Genomic DNA, 15753 nt, shown 5'->3' with positions numbered 1-15753 from the left:
AGTTGATCAACGCGTGCATGCAACTTTTTCGGGAAGGCCAATTGCAGCTGGGCCGACGCATAGTTGAACCATTCCGGGGACCTTCAAGTGTTCAATTTCAACAGCAAGGCCAGGATCCAGCACGCGCTCGCAGAAGTCGACGCCCTCGATCGCTCGCAGGCCGTCATCGAATTCGATCTCGACGGCACCATCCTCGATGCCAACGAGAACCTTCTGAAAATGAGCGGCTATTCGCTCGCCGAGATCAAGGGCAAGCATCACAGCATCTTCGTCAGCCCGGCCGAACGCGAGAGCGCCCGCTACCGCGACTTCTGGGCCAGCCTGAACCGCGGCGAATTCCAGACCACGCAATACAAGCGCTTCGGCAAGAACGGCAAGGAAGTCTGGGTTCATGCCTCCTACGCCCCGCTGCTGGACAAGAACGGCAAGGTGGTCAGCTTCATCAAGTTCGCCACCGACATCACGGCGTACAAGATCAAGACCATGGAAGACTCCGGCAAGATCGCCGCGATCAACCGCGCGCAGGCCGTGATCGAGTTCAACATGGACGGCACCATCGTCACCGCCAACGAGAACTTCCTGGGCGCGATGGGCTATTCGCTCGACGAGATCAGGGGCAAGCATCACAGCATGTTCGTGACGCCCGAGGACCGCGCGAGCTCGGCCTATACCGCGTTCTGGGCCAGGCTGAACCGCGGCGAGTTCGAGGCGGCCGAGTACAAGCGGCTCGGCAAGGGGGCTAAGGAGATCTGGATTCTCGCGACCTACAACCCGATCCTCGACGAGACCGGCAAGCCGTTCAAAGTGGTGAAGTTCGCAACCGACATCACCGCGCAGAAGATGAAGGCCGCCGACAATGACGGCCAGCTCGCCGCGATCCAGAAGTCGCAGGCGGTGATCGAGTTCAACATGGACGGCACGATCCGAACCGCCAACGAGAATTTTCTCAAGGCGGTGGGCTATTCGCTGGCCGAGATCAAGGGCCGGCACCATTCCATGTTCGTCGAGCCGAACGAGAAGAATTCGGCGGCCTACCGCCATTTCTGGGAGACGCTCAACCGCGGCGAATACCAGGCCGCCGAATACAAGCGGATCGCCAAGGGCGGCCGCGAGATCTGGATCCAGGCGTCCTACAATCCGATTCTGGATCTCAACGGAAAACCCTACAAGGTGGTGAAATACGCCACCGACATCACCGCGCAGGCGATCGGCCGCAAGAAGGCCGACAATGCGCGCGGGCTGATCGAGGCGGTCGCGGCCGGCAGCGAGCAGATGAGCGCCTCGATCCGCGAGATCTCCGAGACCATGGCGAAATCGCGCGAGACCTCCAAGGTCGCGACCACCAGGGTCGAGTCCGCGGACGGTCAGGCCCAGAAGTTGACTGCAGCGGCCCAGGCCATGAGCGGCATCGTCGAGATGATTTCGGGCATCACCAGTCAGATCAACCTGCTTGCGCTCAACGCCACGATCGAATCGGCGCGGGCAGGCGAAGCGGGCCGCGGCTTTGCCGTGGTCGCCTCCGAGGTGAAGAACCTCGCCAGCCAGGCCAAGCAGGCCACCGACACGATTACCTCCGAAATCGACGCGCTGAACACCATCTCGGGCGACGTTGCGAGCTCGCTCACCGCGATCAAGGCCGCGATCGCCGGCGTCAACGAGTTCATCGCCTCCACCGCGGCCGCAGTCGAGGAGCAGAGCATCGTGACCTCCGACATGTCGTCGAACATGCAGCGCGCATCCGCGGAACTGGCGTAAGCTCTCGCTTTATCACGATCCCCGTCATCCTTCGAGGGCCGCTGAAGAAGCGGCCACCTCAGGGGTGACGGAGAGAGAGAGAGAGAGACCGACGCTCTTATCCTACCGCTCCCAGCGTCGCGTCGCTTCACTCGCCCCTTCCGGCAGCATCTCGAAGACCGGCGAGGCCAACACCGCATGCACATGCAGCATGGTCGCTCCCGAATTACGGAAACCGTGCTTGCGGCCGGCGGGAACCAGCAGCACCTGTCCGGCCGTCACCGTGATCCGCCGGGCTTCGATCCACATCTCCGCCTCGCCCGCCCGCACGGTCAGCACCTCCTCGACCGTGTGGCTGTGCGTCGGCGCGCCGGCGCCGGGATCGACCCATTGCTCGAAGATGCAGAGCGCGGTCGCGCCGTTGCGCGCGGATGTGACCATGCGGGTCTTCACACCTGGCCGCCATTCCTCGAGCGGGATCGTGCTGGGATCGATGAGCATGGCCTGGAGCCCTTCTTGCCGGGACGAAAGCGAAGTAAAAGGAGCCGGCGCTCGTGCGCGCCCCCTTTCGAACACAGGACAGATTAGCAAATGCCGCAGGCCCCACAAAACGTCGCCCTCGTCACCGGAGCCGCGCGAGGCATCGGGCTGGCGACGGCCAAGAAATTCCTGGCCGAAGGGTGGCGCGTCGCGCTGCTCGATATCGAGGGGGAGCTGCAGGCGGGCGCGACGGCGGCCCTGAAGAATCCCGATAACACACTGGCAATCACCTGCGACGTGTCCGACGCAACCGCCGTAGGAGCTGCAATGGCGGCGGTCATGAGCCGCTTCGGTCGGCTCGATGCTCTCGTCAACAACGCCGGCGTCGCCGTGTTCGCGCCAGTGCTGGAGACCAGCGACGCCGACTGGAACAGGATCATGGCGGTCAATCTCACCGGCCCGTTCCTGTGCACCAAGGCGGCCGCGCCGCTGATGCGCGAGCAAGGCGGCGGCGCCATCGTCAACGTCACCTCGATCTCGGCGGTGCGCGCCTCGACCCTGCGTTCGGCCTATGGCACCAGCAAGGCGGGCCTTGCGCACCTGACCAAGCAGCTCGCGGTCGAGCTCGCCTCGCTCAACATCCGCGTCAACGCAGTCGCGCCGGGGCCGGTCGACACCGCGATGGCGAAGCAGGTGCACAGCAGGGAGATCCGCGCCGACTATCACGACGCCATTCCGCTCAACCGCTACGGCCTGGAGGAGGAACTCGCCGAAGCGATCTATTTCCTGTGCTCGGAACGATCGAGCTACATCACCGGCCAAATTTTGGCCGTCGATGGCGGCTTCGATGCGGCTGGCATCGGCCTGCCGACGCTGCGCGGCGAACGGCGGAACGGGTGAACGTCGTAGGGTGGGCAAAGGCGCGCAAGCGCCGCGCCCACCTTCCCTCCAGATTTGCGATGCCATTGGTGGGCACGCTACGCTTTGCCCACCCTACGGGATCGAGTTAGTGGAGTGCTCCATGCGACGCATGTTCTTTGTGGGTGCCTGGATGCTCGCATCTGCGCTCTTTACCACTACCCCCGCCATGGCCGAAATCCGCATCATCCAGTCGCCGGGCGGACAGGTCGGGCCGTTCCTCGACCTGTTCGAGCAGGTGCGCGAGAGCGGCGAGCGCGTGGTGATCGACGGTCCGTGCCTGTCCGCCTGCACGCTGGTGCTCAGCATCGTGCCGGGCGAGCGCATCTGCGTCACCAAACGCGCGGTACTCGGCTTCCACGCGGCGCGTTCGGTCGACCGGCGCGGGCGTTTTTATGCCGAGCCCGAAGCCTCCGACGCGGTGCTGCAGGCCTATCCCGGCCCGGTGCGCGACTGGATCAGCCGGCACGGTGGCCTCTCGTCCAGATTGCTTTTGCTGAAGGGCCGCGACCTTGCGGCGATCTATCCGCGCTGCCGCTGAGCAACAGGCGGCCGCCAGCGATGTGACCGGTTGCATCCGCCGCTGTCCGGCGATTAGGCAGTTTTGCAAAATTCCGACGATCCGGACACGAAATCCGCTCAACCGCTTGGCAATGCCTGCCCAATTTACGCGGTTTGCGGCCTTTCCCGACCGTCTATGATGGTCCCCGTCCAGATTGAGGCCGCTCGGGTCACGATGGCTGCAGGGCCGTCATAATCTCAGCAATGGTCACAGACTAGGATGGTTCCGCTTTTTCAAGATTACACATTTTCAAACCGGTCGCAGGCCGTGCAGCCCATCGATTTTCACTACCGCCTGTCGGACCAAGGACGCATTGTCCTTGGCCAGTTGAGCTCCCAGGAAACCGTCGAATTCGAATTGCTGTCGCGGCGCCACCGCGAGGGTCTGATGGACCTGCCGTCCGAGCTGCGGCTGCTCGAGCTCTATGTGAAATATATCGGCTCGGGCGCAGAGGCTGCGCTCGCGCCGTCGGAGCTCGCATGGCAGGCGAGCGAGCCACTGCAGCGGCGGAGACCGCCGCGTGCGCGAACGGCGCGGCCGCGCAACTACATCCTCTCGATGATCGTGATCGCGAGCGTCAGCTTCACGCTCATCGCGTTGCTGGTGAGCTAGCAGGCAAGCGCGACGGCGAAATTGCGCCGGTCACGCATTTCGTCGGGCCTAGTAGAGCCTCTGGATGGTCTGCGCCAATTCCAAGGTCGCGCAGATGAGCATGCCCCAAAGTGCAAAATTGATTTGTAGCGCCGCTGCCATCGGTCGCTCCCTTCCCAAGTTACGCCCACCCCAGTTTGTAGAATTTATGAAGAAATTATTAGCGATTCTGTCGTGGAGTTTACAGCCTAATATTTCGCCAGTTGTTGTGCGATGCGATCCGCATGATTTCACGAAGCGGCCTCACTGCTCTCGCAATGTGATGCGACAGCACGATTCCATATTGGGCCATGGCGGCCACGTCGTTTCCCTTAGGTTCCATTTAACCGGCGCGACGCAAGGCTCCGCATGCGGAGTTTGCGTGTCGCGTACCGCACCAAGGGTCCGGCATGCTGCGTCACGGCTTCGTCTTGCTCACTTTTTGCGCAGCGCTCCTCGGATGCGCGGCGGCGCCGGCGCAGGAGCGCCGACCGATCGCATGGGACGGCCTCGGCCGGGATCCGAACCAGGCCCCTCACCGCTCCTCTGTCACAAAGCGGCGCGCCGCGAACCCGGCGCCTGCGCAGGACAATCCCAATCAGGAGCGGGAAAGAGTGCTCGGCACGTTGCGCCCGTTCTCCGAGGCGTGGTGGGTGGTCCATGACGAAATCGAGGCGGAGAACGACAGGCAGCTTGGCACGAAACTCGTGATCTGCCCTCGCTGCGTTGAATCGCCGCCGCCAAGCGATGACGCGACCGGATCGCTCCGGTGAACGAGCACGCGGCGATCAGCCGTGTGACATGACGACGGCATGAGTGACCCGCTCCCGTAACAACGGGAGTGGGATCGCGGCTTGGCGTGTCAGGCCGACGCGCCCGTCACATGCCCTCGGCCGGGCAGTTCACCATCCAGGGAATGCCGAACTTGTCGACGCACATGCCAAAGCCCTTGGCCCAGAACGTCTTGCTGAAGGGCATGGTGACGGTGCCGCCGTCGGCGAGCGCGTTGAACTTGCGCTCACCATCCGCGGGGTCCGTGACCGTGAGCGAGATCGAAAAGCCCTGGGCTTTCTGAAAATGCTCGGGTGGCGCGTCGGAGGCCATCAGCACGCTGCCGTCGGGCAACGACATCCGCGCATGCATGATCATCTTCTCGCGGCCGGGCGCGGCGGGCATGTCCGGCGGCGCTTCCGATGAGCGCATCATGGCGTCGATCTTGCCGCCCAAAACCTTGGCGTAGAAGTTGAACGCCGCTTCGCAGGTGTCCTGATAGAACAGATAGGCATTGATCATCGTTTCTCTCCTCTTCGTTTTCTTGGCGATTCCTTGGCAGTTCCTCGCAGTTTCTTGGCGATTTCCTGGCTGCTCCTTGGCTGCTCCTTGGGGCAGCTAGCCTCGTTACTTCTCGGTGAGCTTCTTCAGGCTGGCGAGGCCGGCCTCGAAGTCCTTGCCGATCATGTTGTCCATGTTGATGAACACCTGCATCACCTTGGACATGAACGGCGCCGGACCGTACATCGCCCATGTGACCAATGTGGCATCGCCTTGCGGCACAAAGGTGAACTCGGCGGTATTGTGGCCTTCGAACGGGCGCTCGAAATCGAGCTTGATCCGAAGCTTCGACGGCGTGCTCGCCTCGAGGATCTCCATATGCCCGGCGCCGACATTATTGTTGCCATCCCAGGCATAGGTCGCGCCCTTGCCTGACGCGGTTCTGCCGAAGGTCCGCTTCATGCCGGGGTCGCGATCCTCATAGGGCGACCAGCTCATCCAGAAATGGAAATCGGCAACGTGCGGATAAATCGCATCGGCCGGCGCCTTCACGGCGAGCGAGCGCTCGACACGGAACGTATCGGGTTTTGTCAATGCGAAGACGAGGACCGCGGCTATGCCGACGGCGAGGACGACGGCGATGATGGCAATGGCTTTCAGCATGAGTGGCTCCCTGGATATGGAATTAAGACGAAGGGGAACGGCGGGAGCCGACAATCGGCGGGACGAAATTTTTGGCCGTCACTTTGCCTTTGCGCCCTGCCTGGCGCCGCCATTGGCGCCCTTCGGCTGGCTGTCCCGGATCAGGCGATCAATGTGCATGCGGATATGGGCGGCTTCCGCCGAAGTATTGGCGAGTGCGATGGCGTGGTCGAAGGCGATGCGGGCTTCGTCGTTACGGCCGAGCTGCATCAGGAAGGCACCACGCACGCCGTGGAAATGAAAGTAGTTGGTGAGTTTCGGCGCCAGCGGCTCGATCAGCTCGAGCGCCGCTTGCGGCCCGCGCACCTTGGAGACCGCAACCGCCCGGTTGAGCGTCACCACCGGCGAAGGCTGCATCAGTTCGAGCGCGCCGTAGAGCAGGTCGATCTGCGTCCAGTCGGTTTCCTCGGGCGTCGACGCGCGCGCATGCAGCGCGGCGATCGCGGCCTGGACCTGATAGGGACCACTGCGGCGATGGCGCATCGCCTTGTCGATCAGCGCCAGGCCTTCCGCGATCATGTTGCCGTTCCACAGCGTACGATCCTGGTCGTCGAGCAGGATCACCGCGCCGTCCGCGGCAAAGCGCGCGGCGCTGCGCGCATGCTGCAACAGCAGCAGCGCTGCGAGCCCCATGATCTCCGGCTCGCTCTGGAACAGCCGCAGCAGCAACCGCGCCAGCCGGATCGCTTCCTCGCACAGCGGCTTTCGGATCTCCACAGTGTCGCCGCTGGCCGAATAGCCTTCGTTGAAGATCAGGTAGATCATTGCGGCAACGCCGGCGAGCCGCTCGGAGCGTTCGACCGCGCCAGGCGTTTCGAACGGCGCCCCGGCCTCGGCGACCTTCGCCTTGGCACGGGTGATGCGCTGCTCCATCGCCGCTTCCGAGACCAGGAAGGCGCGCGCGATCTGCTTCACGGTGAGGCCGGAGACGATGCGCAGCGCCAGCGCGATCTGCTGGGTCGCCGGCAGCTGCGGATGGCAGCAGATGAACATCAGCCGCAAAATGTCGTCGCGGTAGTGCGAGCCGTCGAGCCGCTCGGCGAGCGCGCCCTCGGCGTCGTCGAGATCGGAGATGGCCTGGTCGTCCTCGGGCAGCGGCTGCTGTTTGCGGGCGCGACGGACCTCGTCGATGGCGACGTTGCGGCCGACCATGATCAGCCAGGCCGCAGGATCGCGCGGCGGCCCGTTCTGCGGCCAGGTCTTGAGCGCGCGCAGGCAGGCGTTCTGGAAGGCCTCTTCGGCGGTGTCGAGATCGCGGAAATAGCGCAGCAGCGCGCCGACCGCCTGGGGTCGCGCCGAGGTCAGCGCGGTCTCGATCCAGGCGGTGTCGGCCTCGCTCACGTCGAAATTCCTCCGGGCCGGAATACGCCGACGGGGCGCACCTCATAGGCGCCGCCGGGATTGGCCGCGCCGAGGTCGCGCGCGACGTCGAGGGCTTCGTCGAGGTTCTTGCAATCCACGATGTAGAAGCCGAGCAATTGCTCCTTGGTCTCCGCATAGGGGCCGTCGAGCACCAGCGGCGGGTCTTCCTTGCGCAGCGTCGCCGCGGCCGTGGTCGGCAGCAACCGCGCCACCGGACCGAGCCGGCCCTGCTGTGTGAGCTTGTCCTGCACCACGGCGAGCTTCTTCATCACGGCCTCGTCCTGGTCCTTGCTCCAGGAGCCGACGAAGTCCTCGTCGTGATAGCAGAGGATCGCATAAAGCATGGGCAGCACCTTCCTGAACGCTTGTTTTTAAGACGATCCAATATGCCCCGCCCCGACAGGGCTGCGGAAAAAATTTGCGAGAAAAATCCGTCGGATCGTGCCAAGGAGGGTTTTCAAAACGGAACCGACGAGGCACTTCGAATGAGCATGGGCACACTGGCCGTCCTGATCAACAGCACGCAGCAGAACTGGCTGCCGGAGCGCTGGAAGGCCCGGTTCGACGCGGTCTGCGGCGGTCGCCGTGTGGTTCTGCTGCCGGATTCCGATCTCAATCCGGCCGAGGTGCACTATGCCGCGGTATGGAAGCCGGTGCCGGGCGACCTCGGCTCTTTTCCGAACCTGCGTGCGATCTTCAACCTGGGCGCGGGCGTCGACGCGCTGATGGCCGACAAGAGCCTGCCCGACGTGCCGCTGGTGCGCGTCGCCGTGCCTGATCTCACCAATCGCATGACCGAATATGTCGTGCTGCACGTGCTGATGCACCACCGCCAGGAGCTGTACTTGCGAGACTCGCAGCGCGCAAAACGCTGGGAGCCGCAATATCAGTGGCCGGCGAGCGCCGTCACGGTCGGCGTGATGGGGCTTGGCACGCTGGGGGCGGATGCCGCCGACGTGCTGCGCCGGCTCGGCTTCCGCGTTACCGGCTGGAGCCGCAGCCCGCGCACGATCGAGGGCGTCGAATGCTTCCATGGCGCCGCACAGATCGATGCGTTCCTGCGCAAGACCGACATCCTGGTCTCACTGTTGCCGCTGACGCCGGATACGCACGGCATCCTCAACCGCGACGTCTTCACCAAGCTCAACCGCAACAGCCCGCTCGGCGCGCCCGTGCTGATCAATGCGGGTCGCGGCGGCTTGCAGAACGAGGCCGACATCCTGGCCTGCCTCGACGACGGCACGCTTGGCGCGGCCTCGCTCGACGTTTTCGTGCAGGAGCCGCAGCCTGCCGACAGCCGGTTCTGGACCCACCCCAAGGTGCTGCTGACCCCGCACAACGCGGCCGACACCGACGCGGATGCAATCTCGGCCTATGTCGCCGAGCAAATCGCAAAGTTCGAGGCCGGCGGGGCGCTGGAGAACGTGGTGGACCGGGCACGGGGATATTAGACGCTTCGGCAGACTGAGAGAGGCACGCACGCGCCCCACTCTCGCTGTCGTCCCCGCGTACGCGGGGACCCATACCGCGTGATTTATCGTTGCGGATGGTCGCAGTACCGAACGACCAGTCGTCGCCAAACCACTCCCTGTGGTTATGGGTCCCGGGCTCGCGCTGCGCGCGCCCCGGGACGACGGCCTAACTTTTGGCCCCCACCATCACGTCAATCGCACCCTTCACGATCGCCTCGAGCTCTTTGCGCGACACGCGGGCGCGGGAGCGGATGGCGATCGAATGCACGGTTGCGGAGGCGAGCTGCGCCAGCACGGCCGGGTCGGCGCTCGCGGGCAGCTCGCCCTTCTCCTTGGCGCGGCGGAAGCAACTGGCAAAGGCCTTGTCGAGCTCGGTCAGTCCATCCAGAACCATGGCACGGATCTCGGGATCGCCGACGGCTTCGGACGCCGCGGTCACCACCGTGAAGCAGCCGCGCGGACCGGTCTCGCCGGAGAGATAGATGTTCAGCGCGGACGCGAAGATGCGCTCGAGCCGCTGGCGCACCGGCATCTCCTGGCGAAAGATCTCGACCATCGAGGCGCGCGCGTCCTCGCGGTAGCGCTGGTAACTCTTGATGTAGAGCTCGCGCTTGTCGCCGAAGGCGCCGTAGAGGCTCGGCCGGTTCATGCCGGTCGCTTCGCTGAGATCGTCCAGTGACGTCGCCGCAAAACCCTGCCGGCGGAACAGGTCGAGCGCCTTGCCGAGCGCGACGTCGGGCTCGTAGGCGCGCGGACGGCCACGCCGCTTCGGTTCATTGGCGGCAGCTGGCGGCTTCGATTTTTGTACCATTTCGCAAATTAATCCTTGACCGCCGCGATATTATACAAGATGGTACAAAAATCAATCTGGCCAGGTTGAGCGACACCCAAAGAGGAATTGCCCAAGGAGGCCCAAGATGGATCTTTATTTCTCGCCGCTCGCCTGTTCGATGGCGACCCGCGTCGCGCTGTATGAAGCCGGCGCCGAAGCGAATTATCTCGAAGTCGATCCGCCGACCAAGACAGTGCTGAACGACGGCACCGACTTCCGCACGGTCAACCCGATCGGGCTCGTGCCAACGCTGCGCACCGACGAGGGCGTGGTGCTGACCGAGAACGCCGCGATCCTGCAATATGTCGCGGATCGGTTCCCGCAATCCGGCCTCGGTGCGGCCCAGGGTATCGATCGCACCCGGCTGCATCAATGGCTCTGCTTCATCGGCACCGAGCTGCACAAGGGCCTGTTCATCCCCCTGCTCGACCGCAAGGCGCCGCAGGAAACCAAGGCCTATGCGCTGGAGAAGAACCTGTCGCGGCTCGACTATCTCGAGAACTACCTGAAGGGGCGCGACTTCCTGCTCGACCATTTCAGCGTGGCGGATGCCTATCTCGTCACGGTCATCAACTGGACCATGGCGACCCCGCCGATCGAGCTCGCCAAATGGCCGAACGTGAAGGCGTACCACGACCGCCTGCGCCAGCGGCCGTCGGTCGCGAAGGCGATCGCCGAAGAGTTCGAGCTGTACAAGGCCGAGCAGGCGCGGAAGAAAGCGGCGGCCTAAGCCAAAGCGAGATATTCATAACGACGTCGTCCTGGCCAAACCGGGACGGCGTCGTTCGTTCGGCAATTCAGCTACCTCGGCGCTTGCAGCACGATCCCATAGCGACCGTAGATCCGATCGATCGTGCCGTCGTTGCGCAGCCGTTCCAGCGCTCCGTCGATCGCCTCGCGCAACGCATCATCCGGGCGGACCATGCCGACGGCGACATTCCAGTTGAGATCGGCCACGCCCTCGTCGCGATCCAGAATCCGGAGTGCCTTGTCAGGATGCGTCAGATTGAAGTAGCCCGCCGCGGTGGGCGTGACCGCAGCCGCATCGATCTCCTTGTTTGATACGGCGTCGAGGCTGTCGGTCTCGAAGCCGAAGATCGATATGGGCACGTGCCGCTGACCGATGATCATGGCGGCGACAGAGCCGACCTGCACCCCCACCTTGGTATGCTCGCCGAGGCTCTTGAACGATGTGAGCGCGCTGGATGACGGCACCGCGAGCGCGACGCCCGTGCGATAGTACGGTTTCGAGATCCTCAAGCGGGTCTCGCCTTGCGCTTCGCGATCGGCGATGACATCCAGAAGAATGTCACAATTGGCGCTGCGCATTTGGTACTGCGTGATGATCCAGTCGAGCCGTAGCGAGACACCGAGCTCGCGTGCCAGCACCTGTCCCAACTCGACCTGAAAGCCGGATGGATCGCCGCCCTTGCGCGCAAAAGGAAGCGAGTTGGGATGCGCGCAGAGTCCGAGCGCGCCACTCGCGCGGATCGCCTCCAGGGTTCGCGCCTGCGCCGGTCCGGACAGCCCGATGGCGGCACCGACGATAATCAGGACAATTGCCTTCATGCCGCGTCTCATCTGGATGGATCAGGTCCCGGCGGGTCAGCCCTCGCGCGGCTTCAAGGCGCGGATATATTTGACGATCTGGTCGATCTGCGCGTCACTGAAGCTCTCGCCGAATGCCGGCATCGCACCTTGCTTGCCGATCTTGATACGGTTGTGCAGAAATTCGTCGTCTCGTTGCGAATTCATCAGTTGCGGTCCCCTGCCAGCAGCTCGGCCGCCGTCGGAGTGGCAAAAGCCGCAGGTGCCTGCGAACAACTGCTCGACGTCCAGTGACCCGTTGTCCGGCGCCGGCGTGGCAGATTGAGCTCGAGCCACCACAACGCACAGCAACGAAGCGCCCAGCACCGCCGGAAGCGACTTCAAATGCAGTTTCAACACGTCCGCTCCATTCCTGAATCACGCCCGCCGCTGCAATCGACCGAGGAGCGGGTTTGCCACCCGCTCCTCGGCAGATCGTTTGAGACAGACTATTTCAAGCTGAAGACGACGAGGGCGCCGTCGTCACGCGGCATGCTCTTGTAGACGCCGCCGAAGTTTGGCGCATATTCGTCCGCCAGCATGCCGCCGAAGCCGGCCGCCACGGCGATATATTGCTTGCCGCCGACGGAGTAGCTGACGATACCGCCCTGGTGGCCGGTGCCGTTGTTGTGCTTCCACAACTCGGCCCCGGTTTCGGCATCGTAGGCGTGAAGGATGCCACGGGAGTCGGGTACGAACACAAGATTACCCCCGGTCGACAAAACGCTCCCAAGCGGCGGCTCGGGAAAGCGAACCTCCCATTTTTTCGCGCCCGTTATCGGGTCGCGCGCGTCGAGATGTCCGTAGATCTCGCCGCTCGGAGGCGGCACCATCTTGAAGTCGGCGCCGATGTTGAGCTGGACCTGGGGCGCGGTGACCGGCGTCGTCTTCTGAATATCCAGCGTCATGCACCATTCCTGGCCGATCTTGTAATAAAGACCGGTCTTCGGGTTGTACGAGCCGGCATTCCAGCTGATGCCGCCGCCAATGAAGGGACACAGCGGTACTTCAGTGACTTTCCCGACAGGGAAATCGCGACGGCCGATCAGCGCGCCCGTCTTGGGATCGATATCCTTGACGAAGTTGATGTTCTCAACCAGCCGCCAGACGTTCTTCACGCCAAGATTACGGTCGTAGACGAAGACGAAGCCGCCCTTGTTCGGATGAACCACGTATTTCTGGCCATCGCGCTCAAGCATCACGAACTCGCCGACGGCGCTGTCGAAGTCCCAGGCGTCGTGAGGCAGTTCCTGATGGTAGGATTTCAGCTTTCCGGTATCGATATCGAGAGCGATGACCGAACTCGTATAGAGATTGTCGCCGGGACGCGCACCTTGCGTCTTGTAATCAGCGCCCGACCAATCGTAGAGCGGCGCCGGGTTCGCGGTGCCCCACAGGACGGAGTTGGTCTCGGAGTCGTAGGTGCCCGGCATCCAGCCGCCGCCACCGCCCGTGCGCCAGGAATCGTTGCCCCAGGTCTTCATGGCCTCGTCGGTGCCCGCGACCGTCAGAAACTCCCACTTCTTCTTGCCGGTGGTGGCATCGACGGCGAAGATCGGGCCGCGACCTGGCCATTCACCCCCCTGCGAGCCGATGATGACGCTTCCCTTCGCGTAAAGCGGCGCGCCGGTGAAGCCGACCGTGAGCTTCTGCGAGTCGATCAGCCTGGTTTCCCAGAGAACCTTTCCCGACTTCGCATCGAGCCCGAACAAACGACCATCCATCGTACCGACGAAGACCTTGCCTTCACCAAGGGCTACACCGCGGTTGTAGGGCGAGTGGGTCTGTCGGCTGATGAGCGCCTCATCGAGTTCCGGAAAGAACGACCAGATGACCTCGCCGGTCGCGCCGTTCAGCGCAAAGACCCGGCTGTACGAACCCGAATAATAGAGCACGCCGTCGGCCACGAGCGGCATTGACTGCAGGCCGCGCGTCGATCGTCCGGGAATGTGCGTCCAGGCTACGCCCAGATTGCCGATGTTGCTCGCATTGATCTGCGCGAGCGGGCTGTAGTGATGGGATTTGTATGAACCATGATAGGTGAGCCAATCGTTCTGACCGGCGTTCTCGATCCGGGCAGTATCCACGGATTGGGCCAACGCCGCCGACGCCGCAAGTGTCGCGCCGACAACAAGAGGTAGACCAGAATTACACCAACGCTTCTTCATCCGTTCCTCCCGCTTTTGTGTTTTGTTGAACTCGTGTCTCGCAGACGCTGCGAGGGATGTTTGCAGCTCGCTAAGTGTCGGTTCTTCTCCATCGCATATGAGCTGCCAACAGCTCTCGATCTCTCTCGGCGGACATCGCCAAAAGGAGCTACGTTTCCTGGACTGGTTGCTGTTGCACTCCTGCTCGCTCTCACAGAGTACGCCGGATGAGGGAGGGCGCAAAGATGGAATGCGCGAGCGGCGCGAATTTAACGCGCAGCACGAATTCGAAACGTCAGCTGCGCTGACCGTTTCGTCTTGGCCGCAGATCTCGGACTCAAAAATCGCAGCGCCCACGGAGAAGCTTCATCGCGTGATCATTTGGACGGGGGCGGCGTCAATCTCTTTTGAGCAATTCAAGAACGGCCATCATGCCGGAGCGATATACAAAGCCTTGCTCAAAGCGCGACGCCGCGCCATACAAGTGCCGCGATACGCGACCATTGAATACAAGCAATAATTGATCCACCGACCGCCCTCTCCTACCGCGATTTTGCTCTGAAGACCGAATGGCCCCGCGGCCGGCGGCCTGGGCGCGAAGCAGGGCCAAGCTGGAATAAGAAGAATGCCCGTTTCTTTGCGAATTGTTCGTTCGACGAAACGTGCCGGGCTTGTTGCGCTCGCCCTCACCGCACTCGCGCAAGTCGCGCACGCCGCCGACAAGCCGCCGCTCGCTCCCGATCCGCCGGCGCCGCTCGCCGCGACCTCGCGAGTGTCCGCAACCATCGAGTTCGGTCTTCCCGCGCTCGCCAAGGCGATCGAGCAGGATATCCCCAAGCGGCTTGCCACCATCGACGAGCGCGTCAACTGCGTGCACCGCCGCGTACTGATGTTCCGTGTCAACGCCAATTGCGACGTGTTTGGCTTCGTCAATCGCACCAGCGGCGTCTCGCTCTATGGCCGCGGCGACCGAGTCTATGGTGCAGTCTCGATCTACGGCGCGGCCGAAGGCCAGGGCGCCAACCGCTTCACCGCGCGCATCCGCGGCCAGACCGAAGCGCGCGCGACGATCGAGGCCGAGGCACGGCCCGCGCTGCGCAAGGACTGGTCGCTCGACCTGAATTTCAGCGACTCCTTCCACTGGAGCGAAGCACCTTATTTGCATGTGCTCGGCCGCGAGGTCGATCTTGCGCCCTACGTCGAGCCGCGCATCCGCACGCAGCTCGCGCGCGTGCGATCACGTGCCCTGGCCGCAGCAAGGAAACTCAATCTGCGCGACAAGGCGGCCGCTGCCTGGACGCATGCGTTCGAACCGATGAAGCTCGCCGACGAGCCGCCGGTGTGGCTGCAAGTGACGCCGCAAGCTGCCGCATTTGCCGGCGTGCGGGCCAACGACAAGGTGTTGTCCGGCTCGCTCGAACTCTCCGGCAGCGCCGTGACGTCGATTGGGCAGCAGGGTACGAGCGTCACCCCGACATCGCTGCCGCCGCTTGGCACCGACGTGACCACGCCGGGAACGTTCGACGTCATCCTTCCGGTCCGGCTCGGCTATGACGCGATCAAGGACAAGATCAGCCAGGCGATCGCCGCGCTGCCGGCGCAAGACAGCGCGTTGCGCGAGGTTCAGGTCTATCCGTCGGCGGGCAAGCTTGTGATCGGCCTGCGTCTTGCGAAGACGTCGGACAGCGACCCCAATGCAGGCCAATGGAGCTATCTCTCCGGCGCACTGAAGGTGGACGATACCAGCAAGAGCGTCGCGCTTGCCGATCTCGATCTCGCCGCGCAGGACGGAGAGGCAAACCCCGGCTTGCAGTCGATCGTCGCGCAATTGAAGCAGGCCGTGAACATTGACTATGGCGTCTCCTACCAGAACCTGCTGATGGCGGCGAACCAGCGGCTGACGCGTCCGCTCAAGGACGGCTTCCGTATGGAAGGCAAGCTCTCCTCGGTGCAGTTCGACAAGGCCTTGCTGCTTGCCGACGGGATCACACTCGCGTTGCGCGCGAGCGGCGAGCTGAAAATCCTGTACGGGATGTGATCGTGCGCTGGAGCGGA

Annotated in this window: 18 protein-coding genes; 8 read left to right on the top strand and 10 right to left on the bottom strand. The window is 63.5% G+C overall.

Annotation, left to right across the window (positions count from 1 at the left end; translation table 11 throughout):
- Positions 1-87 precede the first annotated feature (87 nt).
- Positions 88-1755 (top strand): methyl-accepting chemotaxis protein, encoded by a 1668-nt coding sequence (locus tag AB7Z56_RS06435; protein ID WP_063981087.1) that lies wholly within the window; start codon positions 88-90, stop codon positions 1753-1755.
- A gap of 102 nt (positions 1756-1857) precedes the next feature.
- On the opposite strand, the gene AB7Z56_RS06430 is transcribed toward AB7Z56_RS06435, so the two are convergent.
- Positions 1858-2235 carry a cupin domain-containing protein gene (locus tag AB7Z56_RS06430; protein WP_063981086.1) on the bottom strand — a complete coding sequence of 126 codons (378 nt, stop codon included), beginning with the start codon at positions 2233-2235 and terminating at the stop codon, positions 1858-1860.
- 90 nt (positions 2236-2325) lie between these two features.
- On the opposite strand from AB7Z56_RS06430, the gene AB7Z56_RS06425 reads away from it, so the two are divergent.
- The 4 genes from AB7Z56_RS06425 (at position 2326) to AB7Z56_RS06410 (ending at position 5097) form a co-directional block, all read left to right on the top strand.
- Positions 2326-3114, top strand: a complete 789-nt coding sequence (locus tag AB7Z56_RS06425) for an SDR family NAD(P)-dependent oxidoreductase (protein ID WP_063981085.1) — start codon at positions 2326-2328, stop codon at positions 3112-3114.
- 130 nt (positions 3115-3244) lie between these two features.
- Positions 3245-3673, top strand: coding sequence for a hypothetical protein (locus tag AB7Z56_RS06420; protein ID WP_371498094.1), 429 nt, complete (start codon positions 3245-3247; stop codon positions 3671-3673).
- A gap of 288 nt (positions 3674-3961) precedes the next feature.
- Positions 3962-4306: a hypothetical protein gene (locus tag AB7Z56_RS06415; protein WP_063986089.1), complete on the top strand. Its 345-nt coding sequence runs from the start codon at positions 3962-3964 to the stop codon at positions 4304-4306.
- Positions 4307-4734: 428 nt separating this feature from the next.
- The gene (locus tag AB7Z56_RS06410; RefSeq protein WP_063981083.1) at positions 4735-5097 is read left to right on the top strand and encodes a hypothetical protein; all 363 of its coding nucleotides are present in this window, start codon (positions 4735-4737) and stop codon (positions 5095-5097) included.
- Positions 5098-5203: 106 nt separating this feature from the next.
- Here AB7Z56_RS06410 and AB7Z56_RS06405 read toward each other — a convergent pair whose 3' ends face one another.
- From AB7Z56_RS06405 to AB7Z56_RS06390, 4 genes are all read right to left on the bottom strand, one after another.
- Positions 5204-5617, bottom strand: a complete 414-nt coding sequence (locus AB7Z56_RS06405; protein WP_063981082.1) for a VOC family protein — start codon at positions 5615-5617, stop codon at positions 5204-5206.
- A 105-nt stretch (positions 5618-5722) separates the two neighbouring features.
- On the bottom strand, positions 5723-6259 hold the full coding sequence (locus AB7Z56_RS06400; RefSeq protein WP_063981081.1) for an SRPBCC family protein: 537 nt from the start codon (positions 6257-6259) through the stop codon (positions 5723-5725).
- Between the two features lie 78 nt (positions 6260-6337).
- On the bottom strand, positions 6338-7639 hold the full coding sequence (locus tag AB7Z56_RS06395) for an RNA polymerase sigma factor (protein ID WP_063981080.1): 1302 nt from the start codon (positions 7637-7639) through the stop codon (positions 6338-6340).
- Positions 7636-8004, bottom strand: a complete 369-nt coding sequence (locus AB7Z56_RS06390) for a YciI family protein (RefSeq protein WP_063981079.1) — start codon at positions 8002-8004, stop codon at positions 7636-7638. The genes AB7Z56_RS06395 and AB7Z56_RS06390 overlap by 4 nt, the downstream gene beginning before the upstream one ends.
- Positions 8005-8145: 141 nt before the next feature.
- On the opposite strand from AB7Z56_RS06390, the gene AB7Z56_RS06385 reads away from it, so the two are divergent.
- Positions 8146-9111 carry a 2-hydroxyacid dehydrogenase gene (locus tag AB7Z56_RS06385; RefSeq protein ID WP_063981078.1) on the top strand — a complete coding sequence of 322 codons (966 nt, stop codon included), beginning with the start codon at positions 8146-8148 and terminating at the stop codon, positions 9109-9111.
- Between the two features lie 187 nt (positions 9112-9298).
- Here AB7Z56_RS06385 and AB7Z56_RS06380 read toward each other — a convergent pair whose 3' ends face one another.
- Positions 9299-9943, bottom strand: a complete 645-nt coding sequence (locus AB7Z56_RS06380) for a TetR/AcrR family transcriptional regulator (protein WP_028151469.1) — start codon at positions 9941-9943, stop codon at positions 9299-9301.
- 106 nt (positions 9944-10049) lie between these two features.
- On the opposite strand from AB7Z56_RS06380, the gene AB7Z56_RS06375 reads away from it, so the two are divergent.
- Positions 10050-10694, top strand: coding sequence for a glutathione binding-like protein (locus AB7Z56_RS06375; protein WP_063981077.1), 645 nt, complete (start codon positions 10050-10052; stop codon positions 10692-10694).
- 71 nt (positions 10695-10765) lie between these two features.
- Here the strand turns inward: AB7Z56_RS06375 and AB7Z56_RS06370 are convergent, their stop codons facing one another.
- From AB7Z56_RS06370 to AB7Z56_RS06355, 4 genes are all read right to left on the bottom strand, one after another.
- A complete protein-coding gene (locus AB7Z56_RS06370) occupies positions 10766-11533 on the bottom strand; it encodes a substrate-binding periplasmic protein (protein ID WP_063981076.1) in 768 nt (255 codons plus the stop codon).
- Positions 11534-11569: 36 nt separating this feature from the next.
- The gene (locus tag AB7Z56_RS06365; protein WP_135214749.1) at positions 11570-11911 is read right to left on the bottom strand and encodes a c-type cytochrome; all 342 of its coding nucleotides are present in this window, start codon (positions 11909-11911) and stop codon (positions 11570-11572) included.
- An 89-nt stretch (positions 11912-12000) separates the two neighbouring features.
- Positions 12001-13719, bottom strand: coding sequence for a pyrroloquinoline quinone-dependent dehydrogenase (locus AB7Z56_RS06360; RefSeq protein ID WP_063981075.1), 1719 nt, complete (start codon positions 13717-13719; stop codon positions 12001-12003).
- 376 nt (positions 13720-14095) lie between these two features.
- Positions 14096-14227: a hypothetical protein gene (locus AB7Z56_RS06355; RefSeq protein ID WP_256376460.1), complete on the bottom strand. Its 132-nt coding sequence runs from the start codon at positions 14225-14227 to the stop codon at positions 14096-14098.
- Positions 14228-14323: 96 nt separating this feature from the next.
- Between AB7Z56_RS06355 and AB7Z56_RS06350 the strand changes: the two genes are divergently transcribed.
- Complete coding sequence (locus AB7Z56_RS06350) at positions 14324-15736, top strand: DUF4403 family protein (protein ID WP_063981073.1); 1413 nt, start codon at positions 14324-14326, stop codon at positions 15734-15736.
- Positions 15737-15753 lie beyond the last annotated feature (17 nt).

The sequence above is a fragment of the Bradyrhizobium sp. 482_C4_N1_8 genome, assembly GCF_052075965.1.
Taxonomy (GTDB): Bacteria; Pseudomonadota; Alphaproteobacteria; order Rhizobiales; family Xanthobacteraceae; genus Bradyrhizobium; species Bradyrhizobium barranii.
The sequence above is the reverse complement of the archived record's forward strand: the minus strand, read 5'-3'. Positions and strand labels throughout refer to the sequence as shown.

Coding starts and splice junctions, on each gene's coding strand:
- AB7Z56_RS06430 (WP_063981086.1), bottom strand. CDS start 2,235: ATGCTCATCGATCCCAGCACGATCCCGCTCGAGGAATGGCGGCCAGGT.
- AB7Z56_RS06425 (WP_063981085.1), top strand. CDS start 2,326: ATGCCGCAGGCCCCACAAAACGTCGCCCTCGTCACCGGAGCCGCGCGA.
- AB7Z56_RS06420 (WP_371498094.1), top strand. CDS start 3,245: ATGTTCTTTGTGGGTGCCTGGATGCTCGCATCTGCGCTCTTTACCACT.
- AB7Z56_RS06410 (WP_063981083.1), top strand. CDS start 4,735: ATGCTGCGTCACGGCTTCGTCTTGCTCACTTTTTGCGCAGCGCTCCTC.
- AB7Z56_RS06405 (WP_063981082.1), bottom strand. CDS start 5,617: ATGATCAATGCCTATCTGTTCTATCAGGACACCTGCGAAGCGGCGTTC.
- AB7Z56_RS06400 (WP_063981081.1), bottom strand. CDS start 6,259: ATGCTGAAAGCCATTGCCATCATCGCCGTCGTCCTCGCCGTCGGCATA.
- AB7Z56_RS06390 (WP_063981079.1), bottom strand. CDS start 8,004: ATGCTTTATGCGATCCTCTGCTATCACGACGAGGACTTCGTCGGCTCC.
- AB7Z56_RS06385 (WP_063981078.1), top strand. CDS start 8,146: ATGAGCATGGGCACACTGGCCGTCCTGATCAACAGCACGCAGCAGAAC.
- AB7Z56_RS06380 (WP_028151469.1), bottom strand. CDS start 9,943: ATGGTACAAAAATCGAAGCCGCCAGCTGCCGCCAATGAACCGAAGCGG.
- AB7Z56_RS06375 (WP_063981077.1), top strand. CDS start 10,050: ATGGATCTTTATTTCTCGCCGCTCGCCTGTTCGATGGCGACCCGCGTC.
- AB7Z56_RS06370 (WP_063981076.1), bottom strand. CDS start 11,533: ATGAAGGCAATTGTCCTGATTATCGTCGGTGCCGCCATCGGGCTGTCC.
- AB7Z56_RS06360 (WP_063981075.1), bottom strand. CDS start 13,719: ATGAAGAAGCGTTGGTGTAATTCTGGTCTACCTCTTGTTGTCGGCGCG.
- AB7Z56_RS06350 (WP_063981073.1), top strand. CDS start 14,324: ATGCCCGTTTCTTTGCGAATTGTTCGTTCGACGAAACGTGCCGGGCTT.